Genomic DNA, 19,542 nt, shown 5'->3' with positions numbered 1-19,542 from the left:
TTCTACTGTTCTGAATCCAATTTTTTCGAAATTGTATGCGCTATTTTTCCGTTTATATAAATAGAAAAAACAGCTTTATAAAGATGAGGCGCTTCGCTGTTCCATTGTTTTACGTTACTAAACTTCGTGCTGAAATTTACAATGCCATGTGATATAACTCCCTGAAAGTCTTGTCCCACTTGCTTTCCATTAATATCAAACAACTGAACAATCGCTTTATCTATTTCCCCCGAAACATCTATTTGTGCATTAAATGTTCCGTCCATTTTTGCATCAATCGCTACATTATTTATATGTGTTTTTGGCAACACTTCCAGCCAAACCGGCCTGAATATGCCGCCAAATATCCAATAGTCAGCTTCGCGCTCGGCTGCATTCACTGTTTTATTAGCTGAATGTTTATCTACTTTTACTTCAAGCAAATTATCTTTTCCATACTTCAGCAACTTTGTTATATCATATTTAAAAGCATAAAAAGCGCCTTGATGTTTTACGCCAGCAAGCTTACCATTTATTTTTATTTCGGCATCTGTCATCACTCCTTCAAAAACAATATTAATCACCTTATCCTTCCAAGATGCAGGCACAGCAAAGGCTTTTTTATACAATCCACTTTCTTTGCCACGAATACTGTCCTTGGCAAAGCCATAATCATATTTGCCAAAACCTTGTAGTTCCCAACAGGAGGGCACGCCAATCTTTAACCATTTCTTTGAATTCGTTCCATTGGTACAATAAAAATCCCATTGCACCATATCATTATTGCCTCGACCACTTAAGTATTGCACTTCTGTTTCCTGAGCTAGGCCAGATATTACAGTTAACAAAAAAATATTATCAAAATACACTTGGTCATACTCAATAAAAATTTTCTACAATTGGATTATTGGTTCTAAATGGAAGCGTGGGCAATCCTGCTGAATTTACCAGATTTGGTTTTGCATCTTCCCTCCATGCAAATCGAACAGAATAAGGGTCGCTCACATCTTCTGCAAAAACATAAACCTTATTGTTATTGATTTTTGCAACTGCTTCGTGATAATCCCCATGTATATCGGCCACTTCAAAACAGTTTAATGGTTCCCCGTCTTTGCTTTTTAAACCTTTTCCTTTATAATCAAAATCAATAACGAACGTATTTCCGTTTTTAAAAGCCGACTTGAAAACAGGACCCATTGCCGGCGCATTATTGATCTTATAGGTTTTGCTTAATGCAGCACCGGCAAGGCGTTCACCTACATCCCATTTATTTACAGGATGCAAATCAGCAAGATCATCATTCAAATCAATAGTTGCGATCATTACTGTATTTGGAACTTTAAGTACTGCCGACTGCGCTTCCCAAAAAGCAGGCTCGCTATAAACTGTGTAAGGCCGATCAGTTGCTTTAGAATAATAGTAAGGTGCTATTTGAACATAGTAAAACGGAAGATTTTTACTATTCCATTTTTCTCTCCAGTAGTTAATCAGCGCTTTCATCTTGTAACTGTATTCTATACGTTCATTTAGAAAGCAATTATTCTCTCCCTGATACCAACAAAAACCTTTAATCGCAAAAGGTATCAATGGCTCAATCATGGTTGTATAAAATTTACCCGCATCGTTACTGATGCTTCGAGTTGGATCGCCTTGCGGATTTTGAAAAAAATTTCCTTCAACAGCGCTTCTTTAGGCATCCAGGGTTCTATACCGCTACCGGGAATGGCTGCAGAGATAATACCGACAGGAGCTTTCAGTTTGCTACTGAGTTGTTTTGCAAAAAAGTAGGCAACTTCAGAGAAATTATGCAAAGCAGGGTCAGTAACTAGAGACCAGCCAGAATGGGTTGAATCGGGCTGCATTTTTTTCTTTCTACCAAAAAGGTGCGAATGAATTTATTATCAACTTTTTCAAGTTCGTTTACCGGCCAATCTACACCAGGCGGTGGTTTGAGCTTCTCTAACTTACGCATTGGGAATTCCATATTAGATTGACCGGAACATAACCACACCTCTCCTACTAATACATTTGTTAATTGTATATGTTCTTCTGATGTTGTAATATTTAGTAAAGCCGCATCGAATGAGGCTTTCACGGGATCGAGATAAACTTTCCAGTCCCCTTCAGTATCAGCAACGGTTACTTTGCTTTTACCTTTAAAAGTAACAGTAACTTTATTTCCAGGATCTGCCCAGCCCCAAATAGCCACTGGCACACCTTGCTGCAAGACCATATTATTACCCAAAATTTTGGGTACAACCAGTTTTGCTTCAGCTGCCGTAGAAAATACTCCAAGAAAAAATAAGATCAGAAATCTTTTTATCATGTTGCTACAAGTTACCGGTAATCTTTTTCAGCTTTTTAGAAGAAGCTACTTTTTCACCATCACTCCATACACTAAGCCCTTTACCTTTTTTATATTTTTTACCTGTCTTATCCCAAATAATAGTGATGATCTTTCCATGATACAACACATTATCAAGACAGAACCAATCCCATGTTTTTGCCGGTAACAAGGGGTTTACCTCAATAATATTATCAGCACGCGGACGAAGGCCAACCAATCCTGAAATAACAAGATCATTAAAAGTTGAATGATTATAATAACGTCCACGCTCATCATCGGTTAACCACATACCCGTTTTCTCATCCATATATTCTCCGATGTATGGCTTGCCTTCTTTATGTTGTGAAGTGACATATTTTGATAATTGTATAAAGTAATCAGACTTATTAACATATTTCTGCTGATAATTATTAAGCAGATTGGCCATAGCGGTTAATGTTTGCGAAGAAGCGAATGGCCATACAGCGCCGTCCCACTCACATTTACAGCAGCCATGTGTTCTGAAACCAGGATGGCTTCTGTCTGCTGTTGTAATACCAACTGGCGCATTAAAATGCTTTGGATTCATTAAATGTTTCCATGCTTCACTGTATTTACTATCTGGCAAATTAAAATACCAGGGAATGAAACCAATTTCTTCCATCACATTTGCCAACGTATCTCCTTTTTCTTTTCTTACTTCAAAAAAATGGCTTCGTGTATTCCAGAGTTTTTGCTGAACATCTAATTTTATACTGTCAGCTTTGCGTGTGAATAATCCCACCGCTTCCTGATCGCCCGATAACTTAGCAATAGCGGCTAATGCATTTGCATTTCCGTACATGTATCCGTTAATTGAAGGCCGAGGATTTTTCTCTCTTCTTCCTCCACTGATGGTCTCTTCCATGGCATCTCTTACATCAAATTGCCAAAAAGATCTTTTGGGTTACGCTTTTCGGCTTCCCATGCGGCGTAATCATTTTTTAGATCAGGATAATATTCTTTTAAGAAAGTTTTGTCACCGTTAACTAAAAAGCGATTATAAATAGCATTGATATTCCAACTGCTAAAGGCGCGTAATTTCTTTAAAGGTTGTCCATCATTCCCACGGTACCATATACGCAAATTATCATTCATATATTCCTGATTATGCAGCCAGCGGGACTCATAAATATGATGCCCCAAACCACTACTGATAAGATTGTATTTGTCAGCATACGAACGCTGCACCAAAAATTCTGTGAAGGCATACCCTTGCTCAGTCTTTTTAATATGTTTCCGTAGCGTCCACCATCGGAAGTAAAATATTTCCTCAAAATTTTTGTCGGGAGATTCAAACAACGGAATATTTTTTTCATCCACTCCCAAGACTCGCTGTTGGGTATAGCTTGTACGATCGGTTCATCTTCCATTGTATTGAACCTGTCAACATAATGTTTGAAGTCTTCAAATTTCAGAACAGTCGGCTGGGCAAAAATATCGCCAGCGACAAATACCATTAGTATAATAATCCAATTCTTAAGTAAATTCATGCTAAATTTTATTTTCAATAATGTTGATCCATCCTTCATACCACTGCTGAGTTTTTTGTACATTATTCGAAGGATTCAACAGTTCTTTATCAACTTTTAAATTTCGAAGTGCCTTTATATCTTTAAAAACTCCTGTTGCAAGCCCCGCCATGTAAGCGGCACCTAAAGCCGAAACATCGGCCATCACACTTTTTGAAACAGGTTTATTTAACACATCGGTTAAAAAAGACATCACAAATTTATTCGACGATAATCCACCATTTGTCATCAATTGCTTTAAAACCAACTTCGTATCCTTTTCCATAGCATTGATCACATCTTTGATCTGATAAGGAATGGATTCCAGGGCTGTTCTAACAATATGATTTTTATTGGTTCCAAAAGTCATTCCTGTAATAGACGCTTTTCTATCCATCTGCCAGTGTGGAGAGCCTAAACCACTAAAAGCAGGTACCAAATAAACACCACCATTATCAGGGACGGATAAAGCCATGTCAGCCGTTGCTTTAATGTCAGCAAAAAGCCCGATTTCATTTTTTAACCATTCAATAGTTGCACCGCAAGTAACAATAACACCTTCTAAGGCATAATTTACACAACTAGGAATACTCCAGCAAATAGTAGTTACCATACCGTTTTTTGAAGAAACAGGTTGATCGCCAATATTCATCATGATGCTGGAACCTGTTCCCAACGTGGCTTTTGCCGTTCCTGAATCAAAACAACCTTCGCCAAATGCAGCTGCGTGAGAATCGCCGATCATTGACATAATGGGAACGTGATGATCCAATAATCCGTCAATTGTAGTTTCGCCAAAATATTCGGACGAAGATTTAACTGCCGGCAGTTGTAACTGGCTCAATCCAAAATGATTCAATAATTCCTGATCCCATTCAAGTGTATGTATATTAAAGAACAACGTTCGGGAGGCATTAGTATGATCTGTTGCATACTCTTTACCATCTGTTAATTTATATAGTAACCAACTATCAATTGTCCCAAAAAAGACATCGTCTTTATTAAGACCTTCCTTAATTTCCGGTTTGTTTTGAACCAGCCAAATCAATTTTGTTGCTGAAAAATAAGGATCAATAACAAGACCTGTTTTGGCATGAACTATCTCTGACAATCCTTTTTCTTTAAGCTCTTCACAAATAGAAACAGAACGTTTGCATTGCCATACTACAGCTGGATGTAGAGGTTTTCCATCTTTATCCCAGATAACAAAAGTTTCTCTTTGATTAGAAATTCCAATAGCTCTAATGTCACTTTTATAAAACCCATTAGTAGCAAAATCTGTTAAACATCTTTCGACAGCTTCCAATACATTTGAGTATATATCGTTAGGATCCTGCTCGACAAAACCTGTTCCAAAATATTTTGTTTGCAACACTTCAGCACCTTTTGCAACAACTTGCCCAGCTGCATTCACAATTATAACTTTTGTGCCGCTTGTACCCTGATCTATAGAAAGAATGAAAGACATCTGCTATTTAGAATTGATATTTTTTAATTACTATTTTTAGCTTAGAATTATTGTTCATTATTGTACTTCAGTTGAAGAGTGCGACGCAAGATCGATGCCATTTGCAGAACAGATAGGTTCATAAAATTCCTATTCCTTCTTATCTAATTTATCAATAATAACCGCCAACAATATAACACCGCCTTTTACAACCTGTTGCCAGAAAGGTGATACGTTGAGCAATACCAAACCATTATTTAATACACCAATAATAATAGCGCCCATAACAGTGCCTAAAATAGTACCGCGTCCGCCACTTAAAGAAGTTCCGCCAATAACCACGGCAGCAATTGCATCCAGCTCGTAGCTGGCGCCAGCATTGGGCTGCGCGGAATCCAAACGTGATGTAACAATAATACCGCCAACGGCCGCCATCGCACCAGCTAGTGAATAAACGATCATCTTTACTTTTGATATATTAATACCGGAAAAACGTGCAGCAGTTTCATTACCGCCTATTGCATAAATATATCTACCTAATCTAGTTTGCCTTGTAATTATCACAGCAACCAGAACAACTATGGCCGCAATCCAGACTGGTACTGGAATACCTAAAAATGAACCTGCTCCTATAAATGCGAAGTCTGGTCCAAGGTTACTTATTGGCTGGCCTTTAGTGTATAACATTGTAAAGCCTCTGGCTATGGTGAGCATTGCTAAAGTTGCAACAAAGGGAGGCACCTTGAACTTTGTAATAACAAAACCATTGAACCAACCTAATAATCCGCCGATGATCAATGCTGCCAATATTACACCAAGAATTGTGAATCCGATATAAGTATCGGAAGACTGCAATGCGATCCCGTTTTTCAGTAAACCCGCTGCTACGGCACCACACAAGGCAAGGATAGATCCCACGGAAAGGTCGATGCCAGCTGTTAATACAACAAGTGTCATTCCTGTAGCGATACAAATATTTACAGCAGTCTGGCGCAACACATTGAGGCCATTATCAGCTGTAAAAAAGTATCGGTCAATACACTTAGCACCAGGCAGAGCAGCACTAACGCAATAAGTGATTGCAAACTTTTGATACGTTGTTTATAAGTATTATTGATAACCGCCATTTTATGTTACTTAATTTTTATGAATTGCATGAGTTAACATAGTTGCCTCGCTGGCTTCAGCAATCGGCATGTCTGTCGTAATTTCGCCTTCGCACATTACCAACACACGATTAGCAAGCGCAAGAATTTCAGGTATTTCAGATGAAACAACAACAACTCCGACGCCTGTTGCAGCCAGTTCTTTAATAAGTTTATATATTTCGGATTTAGCTCCCACATCAATTCCGCGTGTAGGTTCATCAAGCAGCAATACTTTTGGCTTTTTTGCAAGCCACTTGGCAATCACAATTTTTTGTTGATTACCACCACTTAGATTTTTGGAGAGTGTTTCCTGCGACGCTGTTTTTATATTTAACTGATCGATATAATCTTTTGCCAAAACCTTTTCTTTTCTTCCATTCAGAAAAAGACCGTTTTGCTCTAACTGTTTTAAAACAGTAACACTAATATTAGAACGAACCTCCAAGCCGAGACATAAACCCTGTAACTTACGGTCTTCGGGTACCAGCATCACACCCGAATTGATTGCCCTGGCTGGCGTTGTAATGTTTTTCTTTTCTCCCTCAATCCAAATTTCTCCACTGCTACGTTTAGGATGCAAACCAAAAATCGTTTCAATCAATTCGGTTCGTCCAGCGCCCATTAAGCCATACAAGCCTAATATTTCGCCTTTGTGCAGCGTGAAAGAAGCATCGCTTACTAATAAATCAGACAGATCTTCACCATTTTTGAGACAGACATTTTTAATCTGCATTAATGGTTCGCTGAAAATAACATCTGAAATATTTTTTTCAATTACAATCTTCCTTCCTGCCATCTTTTCAACTAACTCATCCTGAGAAATACTTTTCATTTCTCCCGAAGTAATGGTAGCCCCATCTCTCAATACCGTATAATAATCTGCCTTTAAGAATAGTTCTTTTAATTTATGAGAAATATAAACAATGATCTTTCCTTCTGCTTTGAGTTCATCAATAGTATCAAAAAGATTATCGACTTCTTTATCAGTTATTGCTGAAGTAGGTTCATCCATTATTATCACCTCAGCGTTGGTGTAAAGCGCTTTGGCAATTTCAACTAATTGTTGTTGCCCGACCTTTAGTTTTGAGACAGGCGTGTCGGGGCTTACATTTAAGTTTATTTTTTTAGAAGTTCCTTTGTCTGGCTATTCATAACAGCCTTATCCAATATTCCTATAGCGTTTGTAATTTCCCGGCCAAGAAAAATATTTTCTGAAATACTTAAATGAGGAACAAGATTTAGCTCCTGGTGGATAATTGCAATACCCGCATCTTCGGCATCTTTTGTGGATCTAAAAGAAACTTTCTCACCTTTAAAAATAATCTCCCCTTCGTATTGCGTATGTACTCCGGAAAGGATTTTCATAAGTGTTGATTTACCCGCGCCATTTTCCCCTACAATTGCATTTACCTTGCCGGGATATAACTCCAGGTTCACATTGTTCAGCGCTGTGACACCGGCAAACTTTTTAGTAATATTTTTGGCTATCAACATCAGGAAACTGTTTTTATTCTGACAGGAATAATTTCAATATTGTCGAAACGAACATGTTCTTTATTAAGTTCAATGGCACCAGTAAATTCAATTTTGCTTCCAACCTTCAATAATGGTTTAATGGATGGCACTACTTTATTGCGCACCATCCTGTTTAATTCTTCTGACACTGCATTCAAATCATTAGTATTCGGAAAAGCTTTAAGATCTATCAGACCTGACGCATCTCTCAGCGCATTCCCATAAACAAATTCCGTAGCGAGTGTGGCTTTAAAGTTTGGTTGAGATTCAATTAGAATAGTGACATCATCCTGATTTACTTTATCCACAACGGCTATACCTTTAACCAATGCGTAGCGGTAATTACCTATTGCCAATGCATGGGTATTTTCGTCAAAAGCCTTATCCGATCCGCTTTGCAGGGATTGTCTAAGTATAGAAATATCGATGGCACTGTCCAGCTTTTTTTGCAACTGATCATTCCATATACTTCTAACATAGGCTGCCGCATCAAACTTTTCTCCCTTCGACGCCTGCACATCGCTAAGTTTTTTATATAGACAGAATTGTAACCCAGCAATGCTATTACAACCAGCAACAATCCGTATTTAATAAATTTGTTCATGTGGCATTCGTTTTACAATCCAAGTCGTTAAGTAGATTTATTTTTTTCCATACGCTACATAATCATCAACATTTTTTTGGTAACCAATTCTACAGCTACCGGTATTTTTTGGGGAAATCTCGTTTACCTTTAATGTATTCATCAGCAAACTGAGCAGCGGTTTGCGCCATCACTAAAGGAAACTGCATGCCTGTTGCGTAAACCTTACCATCATTTATTGCAGCAATTACATCATCAGCCCCATCAAAACCAAACACTTTTACTTTATCTGCTTTACCAACAGACAATAAAGCCTGATAAGCTCCCATCGCCATTGCATCATTACCACAAAACACACCGTCAATATTTGGATGTGCCTGTAAAATAGATTCCATTACCTCCATTGCTTTGTTTCGATCAAAGTCTGCACTTTGTTGCGCCACCATTTTAAGATCTTTGTAATTATCTACAACACTATGAAACCCTTTAGATCTTGCCCATGTGTTATTATCACCCACCAAACCCAGTAACTCTACATAGTTTCCCTTTTTATCAAGTTCCTGAACAAAATATTTCCCAATGGCAACCGCTCCCGAATAACTATCAGACAGAATTTGTGAAGTTGCCGCATCAATAGAATTAATTTCTCTATCCATACAAAACACGGGAATGCCCGCTGTTTTTGCCTTTTGAACATTTGCAACCGATCCGTCAGCATCTGTAGGATAAAAAAGGATGGCGTTAAACCCCTCAACAATGATATTATCAAAATGATCACTTTCTAAAGCTGAGTTATTTTGAGAATCAAACAACTTGGTTTCATATCCCAATGACTTCGCCTTTTCAGCAGCTTTCTCTCCAAGAAAAACAAACCAGGGATTATTGAGTGTTGAAATAACGATCGCCATTTTTTTCTCTTTGGAAGCAGGCTTTTTTGCCCACATTGAGAAAAGATAAATGCAGCCATCAATATGACAACGATATAAGAAATTTTGCTTTGCATACTCATGATATTTAAACCGATGCTGTTTTATAGGAACTCTGCTCACTTTAATAACGCTTCCACCACTTTACTTATTCCTTCTTTATTGATACCATAATGATCAAATATTTCGCCTTGCGAACCAGTTACTGTGTACTCATCAGGAATGCCAACAATTTTAAATGGCTTGCAAATTCCATGTTGCAATAAGTAAGATGCACAAGCTTCTCCCAAACCACCATAAATACTGTGTTCTTCTACAGTAACAATAGCTTTACATGTTGAGGCCAACCTTGCAAGCAGTGCTGTATCTAACGGCTTAATGGTATGCATACTAACAACAGTTGCGGCTATACCTTTTTCTTTTAAAATTTGCACAGCCTCCAATGCAGGATAAACGGTTTCTCCGCAACCGATGATCAGCACATCATTGCCTTCAGCAATCACCCTTCCCTTACCAAATTCAAATTTTTCATTATTATTTTCTTTGAGCAAAGGCATTGGCTTTTTACCAAATCGTAAGTAAACAGGTTCGTCAATATTTGCCGCCAATTCAATCGCCTGTGCAGTTTCCCAATTGTCAGCTGGCGCAACTACAGTTATATTATTGATCGCCCGTAACGCCGCAAAGTCATGCAAACTGTGGTGTGTACTTCCCAGAGCACCGTAACTTACGCCTGCACTAATTCCAATTACATTTACAGGGTTATTACTATAAGCTACATCATTCTTAATTTGCTCCAACGCCCGTGCTGTAAGAAAACAGGCCGGTGAAGTAGCAAACACTTTCTTCCCGCAGGAAGCGAGGCCCGCAGCTACACCTACCAGATTTTGTTCTGCAATGCCTACTTCTATAATTTGATCCGGATATTTTTTGCCAAATGGCACTAGCTTGCCTGAACCCCGGCTATCACTTGTTACAGCAATAATATTTCTATCGGTTTCGGCAAGGCGCTGCAGCGTTTCTGAATAAACCTCAAGATTTGCTTTATAAGGTAATGTGTTGATCTGTTCTGCCATAATGCTTTCAAAAAGGATTTTTAATTTACGTTCTTAGATAGTTAATAATGACTCATCCAGCTCTTTAATAGCTTGTTCATACTCATCTTTTGTTGGTACGCCATGATGCCATTTTAAAACATTTTCCATATAACTCACACCTTTACCTTTAGTTGTATGCGCTATTAACACACTTGGTTTTCCTTCTTCAAAAGGCAGACTTTGTAATACTTCCTTTAAAGCATCAACATCATTACCATTCACTTCTTTTACAGCCCAACCAAAGCTTTTCCACTTTTCATCCAATGGATCGGTATTACATACGTCAGCCGTAGAAGCTGTTATTTGCAAAGTATTTTTATCTACTATTACGCAAAGGTTATCCAGTTTATAATGAGCTGCTGTAAGAGCTGCTTCCCAGTTGCTGCCTTCCGGCATTTCACCGTCGCCCATTAATGTGTACACCTTATAATTTTTTTGATCGAGTTTTCCGGCGAGCGCAGTTCCAACCGCAATAGGAAGCCCATGACCCAAGGCACCGGTATTCTGTTCCACGCCCTTTACCTTACGTGTAGGATGGCCGATGTAATGAGATTTATATTGACATAAAGTCTCCAAATCTTCTTCAGGAAAGAAACCCTGATCTGCTAACACAACAAACAAGGCTTCAACGGTATGACCTTTACTTTGAATGTAACGATCCCGATCCGGCGAAGTAAAATTTTCCGGAGATACATTCATTACTTCATTGTACAAAACATTTAAAATATCAGTACAGGAAAGGCTTCCGCCCGTATGACCAGCCTTTGCTTTTACAATGTATTTGAGTATCTTTTTACGATACTCAACAGATTTTTGTTTTAATTCTTTTGTTGTCATATATTGAATGAGTAAATGAATAGTGAGTAATGAATGAAGGGTTGAGAAGCACTAAACGTGAATGACAAATTATCAATGAACTATTGCCTATTCACTATTCACCATTGACTATCCGTGTACATAAGTTTCCCAACCCAAATAATTCACCATTGCTTCTTTTAAAATACCTGCTGTTTTGCTGGCATTCATCACCACATGATGCTCGAAACCGTTGCGGCATACATGTTTCATCAAGCCTTGCAAATCGTTGATCTGTGCTACAGCCCTGTTACCAAAGGTTTTCAATTCATCGTCCGTCAACTCTCCTTCTCCCACATAAGCTTTGATGACACCTTTGCAATCATCAGTGCTGATACGTCCATAAGTAAGCGGCATTGCCGGTGTGCGGCCATCTAAAGCGCCATAAGTATTATCAGTCCCAACCGTTGTTCCCAAAATTGGTGCTGTACTTATACTAATATCTGGCAGGAAAGATTTGGCCCAGTTGCCGCAATGAAATAATACACATTTGGTATCATCATCTGAATAATTATTATTCCAGTCTACCAAAGCACTTGGTGATCCACTTGCCAGTTGCATCGCATACATGCTTAAAGTGCCCGTTACATCTACCTCACAAGCGCTTGGTAGCATATTCTCACTCATCATGCTCATACTTGTACAAACATTACAACCATAGTTTTGCTGCAAGGAAGTCCAGCACTGAATAGCTGTACAATCCAGGGCGTTGGCTTGCATAAATTCTTCAAGCACTACATCAAGCTTTGCAATTTGAATGAGTTTATCATTTGGAGTTTTACCAACAGAAGTATAAGCATGAATTTTTTCAAGCTTGTCTTTTACGGATTGATCGTTGCCGGTTAGTTTATTTGCATTACCCAAAATTTCAGACAGGTCAACTGTTGTTACCGAAATACCATTTCGTTGTAATATTTTTTCGCTATAACGAACGGTATTGAAAGCTGTCGGCCTTGCACCTACTGCACCAATACGTACTTTGCGTAATCCCTTTACTACACGACAAACCGCGACAAAATTCAAGAGATCTTTTTTAAAATCATCATCCTGCAAACGGCTTACATGCCTGCTTGTAAGTGTATATTTTATCCCATACTGATATAGGTTATTGCAAACAGAAATCTTACCGCACCAGGCATCTCTTCTGTTTACAACATCCAGTTTATTTAAATCGTCAGGATAGGCCTGAATTAAAACAGGCACATTTAACTCTGCCAGCTTTAAGGTTTCAGCAACACCTTTTTCATCACCGAAATTGGGCAAGACAACTAAGACGCCATCGATCTGATCACGATGTTCACGAAATAATGCCGCGCACTTTTGTGCTTCTGCAAAGGTTTCAACGCCGCCTAATTTGGAATCCGCATCACTTAACATGATCGGGGTAATATCCAGTCCCTTTAAATAATCGATCAATTCGATTCTGGCTTCAGCAACCAGTCTGTCAGGAAAAAAATCCCTGTTACCTATAATAATTCCGAGAGTTGATTTAGACATAATGAAAATAGTTTTACTTAAGCTTCTATCGAGAGTTATAAAAAATTAATAGCCTGGATTTTGAGGTTTTAAATTTGGATTTTGATCTATTGCATATTGCGGAATGGGCAATAACAATTTATTTTGATTCACATCTTTCCCTTTTGCGCTCAACACAGCAACTGCTCTTCCTGTACGTTTCAAGTCGAACCAACGTTGAAATTCCAGCGCAAATTCCATTCTCCGCTCATGCTCCAATGCAAGTTCCAATGTTGGATACTTTGCAGATGGATAACCAGGTGTCCCAAACAAAGGCAGGCCAGCTCTTGCTCTTACTTTGTTCATGTATTGAGCATCGTCTGTGGCTTCGGTAAGCAATAATAATAAGTCCGCATATCGCAGTATCATAAAATTATTATTGGCTGCCTGCTGAGCTCCATCTAATGGCGCCGTTAAGTCAACCCACTTCTTATTAAATTTTGCAGGTACAAAAACTCCATCTTTGGTATAACCAGTATAAAAAGAAATATCTCTGCGCGCATCGCCTGCTTCATATTCATCATATAGATCTTCTGTCACCATATTCATTCCACCAGCCTGACCCAAAAAAACCCTGTTTTCAAAGGGCTGAAAAGCCGTCCACAAACTATTGTATGGATTACCAACACCACCAAGATATTGTATTTCAAAAATGGATTCTTTGGTATTTTTAAAAGCAGTTGTATTACCCCAAAGTGATTGAAAACTGGGCAGCAGATCATAGGTGTTTACATTGTAAGCTGTATATACTTCCTGTAATATGGTAGCAGCCGAAGATTTATCACCCATGGTTAAATAAACTTTTCCTAATAAGGTTTTAGCAGCTCCTTTTGTTGCACGGCCTTTTGCAGGCTCGCTTCCCGGATTCGGAAGATTCGTTCCAGCAAACTGAAGATCATTTATAATTTGCGCATATACTTCAGCCTTTGGTGAGCGTCCAATATCGTATGCAGCACTACCTTGAACAGGTGTTGTAACCAATGGTACATCACCAAACAGTTGAACAAGATTAAAATAATATAAGGCTCTGAGGAATCTCATTTCACCTTCAATCATACTTTCGTAAGCAACATCTCCCAAATCAACTTCGCCTAATTTTTGCAGAATTATATTTGGTTGATACAAAGATGTGTAATGATCTACCCAAAAATTATAGGCTCCGGTATTAGTTGATGCAATTGAATAATCGCTAAATGCCTGCTGGTCTACAATTGTAAAAGAGCCGGAGATTGCAAGTATCGAAACAGTAGTATTGTCAGACATTAACTCGCCGGTAAACGACATGGAGCCTTTTGGTGCATAGATCGTATAAAGCGTGCTATAGGCACTGTTAACCGCAAGATTAAAATCCGCCTTTGTTTTAAAGAAATTATTGACATTACTGTTTGAAAGCGGCGCCAGTTCAAGAAAAGACTTGCCGCAACCAGATGCAACAAAAGCAACAATTAAAAAAGACAGACAATATCGTATATATGAAATTTTCATTTCTTGTAAATTTTGATGATCTAAAAATCCATTTTTACACCAAATGTCACTGTTGTTGGAATTGGGTAAGCTCCATAATCCGCGCCTAACATTAAGCCCGGCGGATTACTAACATTACCTCCATTTTGTCCTGGCAGCGCAGCAACTGTATTAGCCCCTACCGAATACGTACTGTTTTGTGGATCAAACCCAACATAATCACTCCACACATAAACGTTTTCTGCATTTACATAAACCCTCGCATTACGAAAAGGCGTACGAGCCGTGATTTTTGCCGGGATAGTATAAGATAAGCGAATGTTCTTCAGCCTTACAAAGGTTCCGTCTTCCATCCAATAATTGGAATAGCCCTGGATATAAGCCGCCTTTCCTTGTGTTGTTGCCGGATATATTGCATAAGGTTTAAATATCTGGCCGTTACCAGGATCCTGTTCTGATCGCCAATAATCATTTGAAATAGCATAGGAATTACGACTTGCATTCCAGAACTTACTGAACCGTGTTTGTTGATTCCATATTTCATTTCCAAAAACACCCTGAAACATAAACGAAAACTCTACTCCCTTATAAGAAACTGTATTGACAATGCCTGCTGAAAAATCAGGTTGAGAATTTCCCAAAATGGTACGGTCCGCTGATGTTATCGCTCCGTCGTTATTTACATCTCTGATAATTGGATCTCCGGGAGCAGCGCCAGCATAATGAGCAGAAGCGTCGGCCTGTGCCTGGTTGTTATATACACCGTCAAAAATGTAGCCTTTATAATTAGCTAATGGCTGTCCCACTTCAGTTACAAAGTACCCCCATTCGTCTATTTCTATGGGTGCGTTGTTGCCACCTAATTTGAGTACTTTATTTCTGTTAAATGATATATTAAAATCTGTATTCCATTTAAAGTCGGAAACAATATTTTTACTCGAAATCATGAACTCTGCGCCAACATTTTGCATACTTCCAATATTTGTTAACTGTGTAACAAAACCGGTGTATGCAGGAACGGGAACATTTAGCAACATATCTTTAGTTACTGACTTATAGGCATCCAGTGTTATATTGATCCTGTTATTAAGCATTGCGAGATCAATACCAATATTGTACTGATCTGTCTTTTCCCATTCAAGATCAGAGTTACCTAATGATATTACACCCAAACCATTTAGCGCACCCGTTCCATTCGAGTATCTTGAAGAGCCTAATAAAGGAACAGAACCATAATTCGGAATAAGGTTGTTACCGGTTTTACCATAACTCACTCTTAGCTTTAGGTTATTAACAAATTCCTGGTTCTGCATAAAGTTCTCATCCGATATAACCCATGCTGCAGATGCAGAAGGAAACAAGCCCCATTTACTATTCGGCCCAAACCTTGAACTGCCATCACGACGAATCGTTGCATTAAAAAAATACTTGTTTTTATAACCATAGCTTAACCTGCCTAACATAGAAAGCAGCGACCATTCGCTCGAACCATTCCAAGGACCTTTGGTTACAACACCAGCCGCATTAATTGTTTTCACAAGATCATTAGGATATTCCGACCCATTAAGACTTGTCGAATCATAACGCTGCTTTTGTGCGCTGTATCCTGCAACTAAACCAAAATTGTGATCACCAATTGTCTTATTATAAGTAGCAATCAATTCTGAAAGCCAGTTAAACGCTGTAAAATTTCTTACAGAGCCTGAAGCAGGAAGCACAAAAGAATAACCGTAACCTTGACCAGATGTCCAATACGAACTATAGTTTATATTATTCAAATTTCCATTAAGCGTTCCTTTTAAAGTAAGATCTTTTATTGGCTGATATTCCAGATATAGATTAGCTAACGTATTGTAGTTTTTATTAAGCTTGTCGGCATAATCTATTAAAGAGTGCGGATTCCAAAGTTGCACTTCATAGCCTGTAAATCGGTTCCACACAGAATTTGGATCTAAATATCCAAGATTCCCATTTTCATTATATTCAGGAAAGATAGGATCGCTTTGAATACCTAAACTCACCACATCACTTTTACCAGTCGTTCCGTCAGTGCGGTCATGAGCACCAATAAAGGAAAGATTAAGCCCGGCAGTAACTTTGTCTGAAATTTTTTGCCGGATGTTGGTGCGTAAACTAAGTCTCTTATAAAAATTGCCAATCAGTACTGCATCCTGGTCTAAATAACCAGCAGAAAAAAGATAACTAGTTTTGTCAGTTCCACCGCTTAAAGAAAGCAATAGATTATTTGTATGCGCTGTTCTAAACATTACATCCTGCCAATCTGTACCAGCACCAAACTGGCCAGGGTCCGAAATAAAATCAGGAGGTATCAGATAATTTCTTGCAGCAGATCCGGATCTGGCAGTTCGTGTAGCATTATCATCAGTTGCTTTATTATTAACAGGATCCAATGCAATCCACGAATTATTTTTCGCGTCAATATAATATTGAATCCACTGCTGGGCATCCATCATATCCACTTTTCGGGTAACCTTACTAATGCCATGTTCGTATGTTACATTCACTGATGGCTTGCCTGCCTTGCCCAATTTAGTTGTTACTAATATAACACCACTGGCGCCACGTGAACCGTAGATGGCAGAAGATGCAGCATCCTTTAAAATTTCTACTGATTGTATGTCCTGCGGATTAATCAGATTCAAATCAAAATTCTCAAGCGCCATACCATCAACCACATATAAAGGCGTAGTACCCGCAGTGATCGAGCTGGTTCCTCTTATTTTTATTGTTGGTCCAAAACCAGGCGCACCCTGCGCTGTAGAAATATTTACACCAGCAATAGCGCCTTCCAATGACTGTGCAACATTGGCAAAAGAACGATCTTTAAACTGATCATAGCTCACTGAAGAATAGCGCCGGTAATAGCTTTTTTCTTTTGCGTACCATAACCAACCACAATTACCTGCTCAAGGTTGCTCGCTGATTTTTTCAACCGGATTTCAACTGTGCTTCTGGAAACGTTTATTTCTCCGGACTCATATCCTACATAGGAATATTTTAATACAGAACCCAAATCGGCTTCAATTGTAAAATTTCCACCAGCATCTGACTGAACGGAAAGATTTGTTCCGGAAAGCGTGATGTTTGCTCCTTGTATAGGTTCGTTGGTGGCGTCATCAGTTACACGCCCGGTAATCAATCTTGCTTGAGCAAAGCTCGATAGATAACCAAAAATCAGGCAAAGCAGAATAGCAAGAAATCGTTTGTGCAACATAGCCGTTATTTAAAGATTAATATTTAACCATCGAAAAAATCTGTCTTCATTATCAATTCAGTTTATTTGTTTTTAAGTAATCGATCAAAAAAGCGGCTTCCTTATCTTTCTCACCCGCATTTGGCAGATCGTACATCTGATCCGTTGGCGTATCAGCATTTGGAAAACGTCTTACACCACCAGTTCTGAAAGTAACATGATGCACATTGTGAATCGGAGCAAAAATGATATTTCGATTGGGTTCGCTGCCATTAATAGAAATGGTGTAAAGACGAGTAGCAGTATTTAATTCAATTACAAAATCGTAACGTTTACCTGTTTCGTATTTTGTAAGTCCTTTATCGCGGTAGCCTGCCTTAGTTATAATATTTCCGATAGAATCAAATGAAATCCGCAAACATGGTGTATTTCTGGCGTCCTGTACTTCAATATCAAGTCTGCCGTTTGCAGATTGTTTCGGTGTAACGCTAAATTCAATTTTTACGTTAGAGGCCTCCGGAATAATTCTTTCAGCCTTGGCTAAATCAAAAGGATCAAAATCTTTTAAAGACAAATATTTTTCACCATTCTCTTTAACGATTGAAACTGGTGCCCATAGCGGACTGTAGATATTCCATTTATTTAGTTCTTCACCATCTTTTAAAAAATTGAAATCATCAGCAACTGGCTTATCAACGCTACTTTTTACCGGTACAGGAATTTTCGCCACCCACATATCTTCTTTGTTAACGCTATAAGAAACCCATGCATTTTTATCGGGCGGATTTCCATTCATTTCCTGTATGCCGCGTACATATTGAGGCCCGTAAGATTTATAATTACCACCATAACGCATAGAAGTAATTTCACCGTTTACTAACAACAGGTTTTTATAGTTCAATCCATCATCACTTACCGACAATGCCAATGGCCATCTAAATTCAGAAGGATTATAAACCGTCATATACTTTCCATCACTCGTTTTTTGTCCCCAGATTTTTGCATTTGAATTTACAAAACCCGGTGCTCGCAACGGGCTGTACTGCCAGCTTTTGCCTCCATTTTCTGAAACACTTGTTAATGCATTTTTCCAGAACCCAACCACTTTTCCATTTGGCAAATGGTAATAGTTAAACGCCTTCAACTCTTTTTTTAATGGAATCAATGGATCATTTCTATCTGCTTCTTCCACCCACTGCTGCATTTGAAGCGGCTGTGCCAAAAGTTCATCACATGCAAAAACAAAGTCTTTATCTTTTGATTTTTTATAAAAAGGATAGCTTGTATTTTTTTCATTAAAATCGTGATTGTAGCGAATAAAATAAATAGGTCCAAAACTTCCGTCAGCCTTTATCTCACGCACAACGCGGCCTATGCCATTTCCATCATTAGGATCGTCCTTTGGATATAACGCAATTCCGTAATAACCCAAAGCCAGCAACTTATTATTCTTTGCTACATAAAAGCCCATGCGCTGGTGCATCACGGCATCTGCATTTTTAGCGATGGCTGTATCTTCCTTCTTTTTAAATCCATCAGGAATTTTGTAAATAGGAAAAAGATCAATTGGTTTCGACCAATTGTATCCATCTTTAGAAGTAAATAAATAGGTAGCACCCGGAGCTATATGTTCACCAACAGGATTACTTAGAAAGTGCATATAGAAAGTGTTGTTCCAATAACAAAGCATGGGTTGATGGTTATAAGTCCAGTTCATGCCTCCCGCCCATTCGGGATGTTCGCGATTAGCTCGAAACACCTGAATATTATGCACACCAACTGCGGGTGTAAGCTGGCCATGGTGGTAATCAACATTGGATAATGTTTCACCAATATAACGAGCTGTATCCTGCGCCAATAGTGTTGTTGCAGATAAGAAAAATAATACGATTAAATTGCCAATATACTTCATGTCTTACTATT

At 38.6% G+C, this 19,542-nt stretch carries 19 protein-coding genes and 1 pseudogene; all 20 read right to left on the bottom strand.

The annotated features are described in order from the left end of the window. Positions 1–2 precede the first annotated feature (2 nt). The 20 genes and pseudogenes from MKP09_RS07780 to MKP09_RS07690 all read right to left on the bottom strand — a co-directional run bounded on the left by MKP09_RS07780 (position 3) and on the right by MKP09_RS07690 (position 19,531). A complete protein-coding gene (locus MKP09_RS07780) occupies positions 3–827 on the bottom strand; it encodes a glycoside hydrolase family 2 protein (protein WP_240827171.1) in 825 nt (274 codons plus the stop codon). Positions 828–858: 31 nt separating this feature from the next. Further along, entirely contained in the window at positions 859–1,578 is a 720-nt protein-coding gene (locus MKP09_RS07775; RefSeq protein ID WP_240827170.1) for a sialate O-acetylesterase, read from the bottom strand. Beyond that, positions 1,575–1,841, bottom strand: coding sequence for a hypothetical protein (locus MKP09_RS07770; protein ID WP_240827169.1), 267 nt, complete (start codon positions 1,839–1,841; stop codon positions 1,575–1,577). The genes MKP09_RS07775 and MKP09_RS07770 overlap by 4 nt, the downstream gene beginning before the upstream one ends. Then, the gene (locus tag MKP09_RS07765) at positions 1,805–2,305 is read right to left on the bottom strand and encodes a hypothetical protein (RefSeq protein ID WP_240827168.1); all 501 of its coding nucleotides are present in this window, start codon (positions 2,303–2,305) and stop codon (positions 1,805–1,807) included. The genes MKP09_RS07770 and MKP09_RS07765 overlap by 37 nt, the downstream gene beginning before the upstream one ends. 4 nt (positions 2,306–2,309) lie before the next feature. Next, positions 2,310–3,212, bottom strand: a complete 903-nt coding sequence (locus tag MKP09_RS07760) for an MGH1-like glycoside hydrolase domain-containing protein (protein ID WP_240827167.1) — start codon at positions 3,210–3,212, stop codon at positions 2,310–2,312. Between the two features lie 8 nt (positions 3,213–3,220). Continuing rightward, positions 3,221–3,667: an MGH1-like glycoside hydrolase domain-containing protein gene (locus MKP09_RS07755; protein ID WP_240827166.1), complete on the bottom strand. Its 447-nt coding sequence runs from the start codon at positions 3,665–3,667 to the stop codon at positions 3,221–3,223. Positions 3,668–3,838: 171 nt separating this feature from the next. After that, positions 3,839–5,323 carry an FGGY family carbohydrate kinase gene (locus tag MKP09_RS07750; protein ID WP_240827165.1) on the bottom strand — a complete coding sequence of 495 codons (1,485 nt, stop codon included), beginning with the start codon at positions 5,321–5,323 and terminating at the stop codon, positions 3,839–3,841. A gap of 129 nt (positions 5,324–5,452) precedes the next feature. After that, positions 5,453–6,301, bottom strand: coding sequence for an ABC transporter permease (locus tag MKP09_RS07745; RefSeq protein ID WP_240827164.1), 849 nt, complete (start codon positions 6,299–6,301; stop codon positions 5,453–5,455). 138 nt (positions 6,302–6,439) lie between these two features. Continuing rightward, complete coding sequence (locus tag MKP09_RS07740; protein WP_240829404.1) at positions 6,440–7,462, bottom strand: sugar ABC transporter ATP-binding protein; 1,023 nt, start codon at positions 7,460–7,462, stop codon at positions 6,440–6,442. Between the two features lie 39 nt (positions 7,463–7,501). Beyond that, positions 7,502–7,570: pseudogene (locus tag MKP09_RS27275) on the bottom strand (hypothetical protein); the annotation flags it as partial. Beyond that, positions 7,567–7,944 carry an ATP-binding cassette domain-containing protein gene (locus MKP09_RS07735; RefSeq protein ID WP_262915159.1) on the bottom strand — a complete coding sequence of 126 codons (378 nt, stop codon included), beginning with the start codon at positions 7,942–7,944 and terminating at the stop codon, positions 7,567–7,569. The pseudogene MKP09_RS27275 and the gene MKP09_RS07735, both read right to left, overlap by 4 nt. Continuing rightward, entirely contained in the window at positions 7,944–8,483 is a 540-nt protein-coding gene (locus tag MKP09_RS07730; protein WP_240827163.1) for a DUF2291 domain-containing protein, read from the bottom strand. Before MKP09_RS07730 ends, MKP09_RS07735 begins: the two co-directional genes overlap by 1 nt. A gap of 181 nt (positions 8,484–8,664) precedes the next feature. Beyond that, complete coding sequence (locus MKP09_RS07725; protein ID WP_240827162.1) at positions 8,665–9,597, bottom strand: D-ribose ABC transporter substrate-binding protein; 933 nt, start codon at positions 9,595–9,597, stop codon at positions 8,665–8,667. Beyond that, entirely contained in the window at positions 9,594–10,550 is a 957-nt protein-coding gene (locus MKP09_RS07720; RefSeq protein WP_240827161.1) for a transketolase family protein, read from the bottom strand. Before MKP09_RS07720 ends, MKP09_RS07725 begins: the two co-directional genes overlap by 4 nt. A gap of 33 nt (positions 10,551–10,583) precedes the next feature. Next, positions 10,584–11,408, bottom strand: coding sequence for a transketolase (locus MKP09_RS07715; RefSeq protein ID WP_240827160.1), 825 nt, complete (start codon positions 11,406–11,408; stop codon positions 10,584–10,586). 108 nt (positions 11,409–11,516) lie between these two features. Beyond that, positions 11,517–12,923 (bottom strand): L-fucose/L-arabinose isomerase family protein, encoded by a 1,407-nt coding sequence (locus MKP09_RS07710; protein ID WP_240827159.1) that lies wholly within the window; start codon positions 12,921–12,923, stop codon positions 11,517–11,519. 45 nt (positions 12,924–12,968) lie between these two features. Then, on the bottom strand, positions 12,969–14,426 hold the full coding sequence (locus MKP09_RS07705) for a RagB/SusD family nutrient uptake outer membrane protein (RefSeq protein WP_240827158.1): 1,458 nt from the start codon (positions 14,424–14,426) through the stop codon (positions 12,969–12,971). A gap of 20 nt (positions 14,427–14,446) precedes the next feature. Continuing rightward, a complete protein-coding gene (locus MKP09_RS07700; RefSeq protein ID WP_240827157.1) occupies positions 14,447–17,269 on the bottom strand; it encodes a SusC/RagA family TonB-linked outer membrane protein in 2,823 nt (940 codons plus the stop codon). After that, positions 17,266–17,640 (bottom strand): carboxypeptidase-like regulatory domain-containing protein, encoded by a 375-nt coding sequence (locus MKP09_RS07695; RefSeq protein WP_240827156.1) that lies wholly within the window; start codon positions 17,638–17,640, stop codon positions 17,266–17,268. Before MKP09_RS07695 ends, MKP09_RS07700 begins: the two co-directional genes overlap by 4 nt. 52 nt (positions 17,641–17,692) lie before the next feature. Continuing rightward, positions 17,693–19,531 (bottom strand): exo-alpha-sialidase, encoded by a 1,839-nt coding sequence (locus tag MKP09_RS07690; protein ID WP_240827155.1) that lies wholly within the window; start codon positions 19,529–19,531, stop codon positions 17,693–17,695. Positions 19,532–19,542: the final 11 nt, after the last annotated feature.

This window comes from Paraniabella ginsengisoli (genome assembly GCF_022513635.1).
Taxonomy (GTDB): Bacteria; Bacteroidota; Bacteroidia; order Chitinophagales; family Chitinophagaceae; genus Niabella; species Niabella ginsengisoli.
The sequence above is the reverse complement of the archived record's forward strand: the minus strand, read 5'-3'. Positions and strand labels throughout refer to the sequence as shown.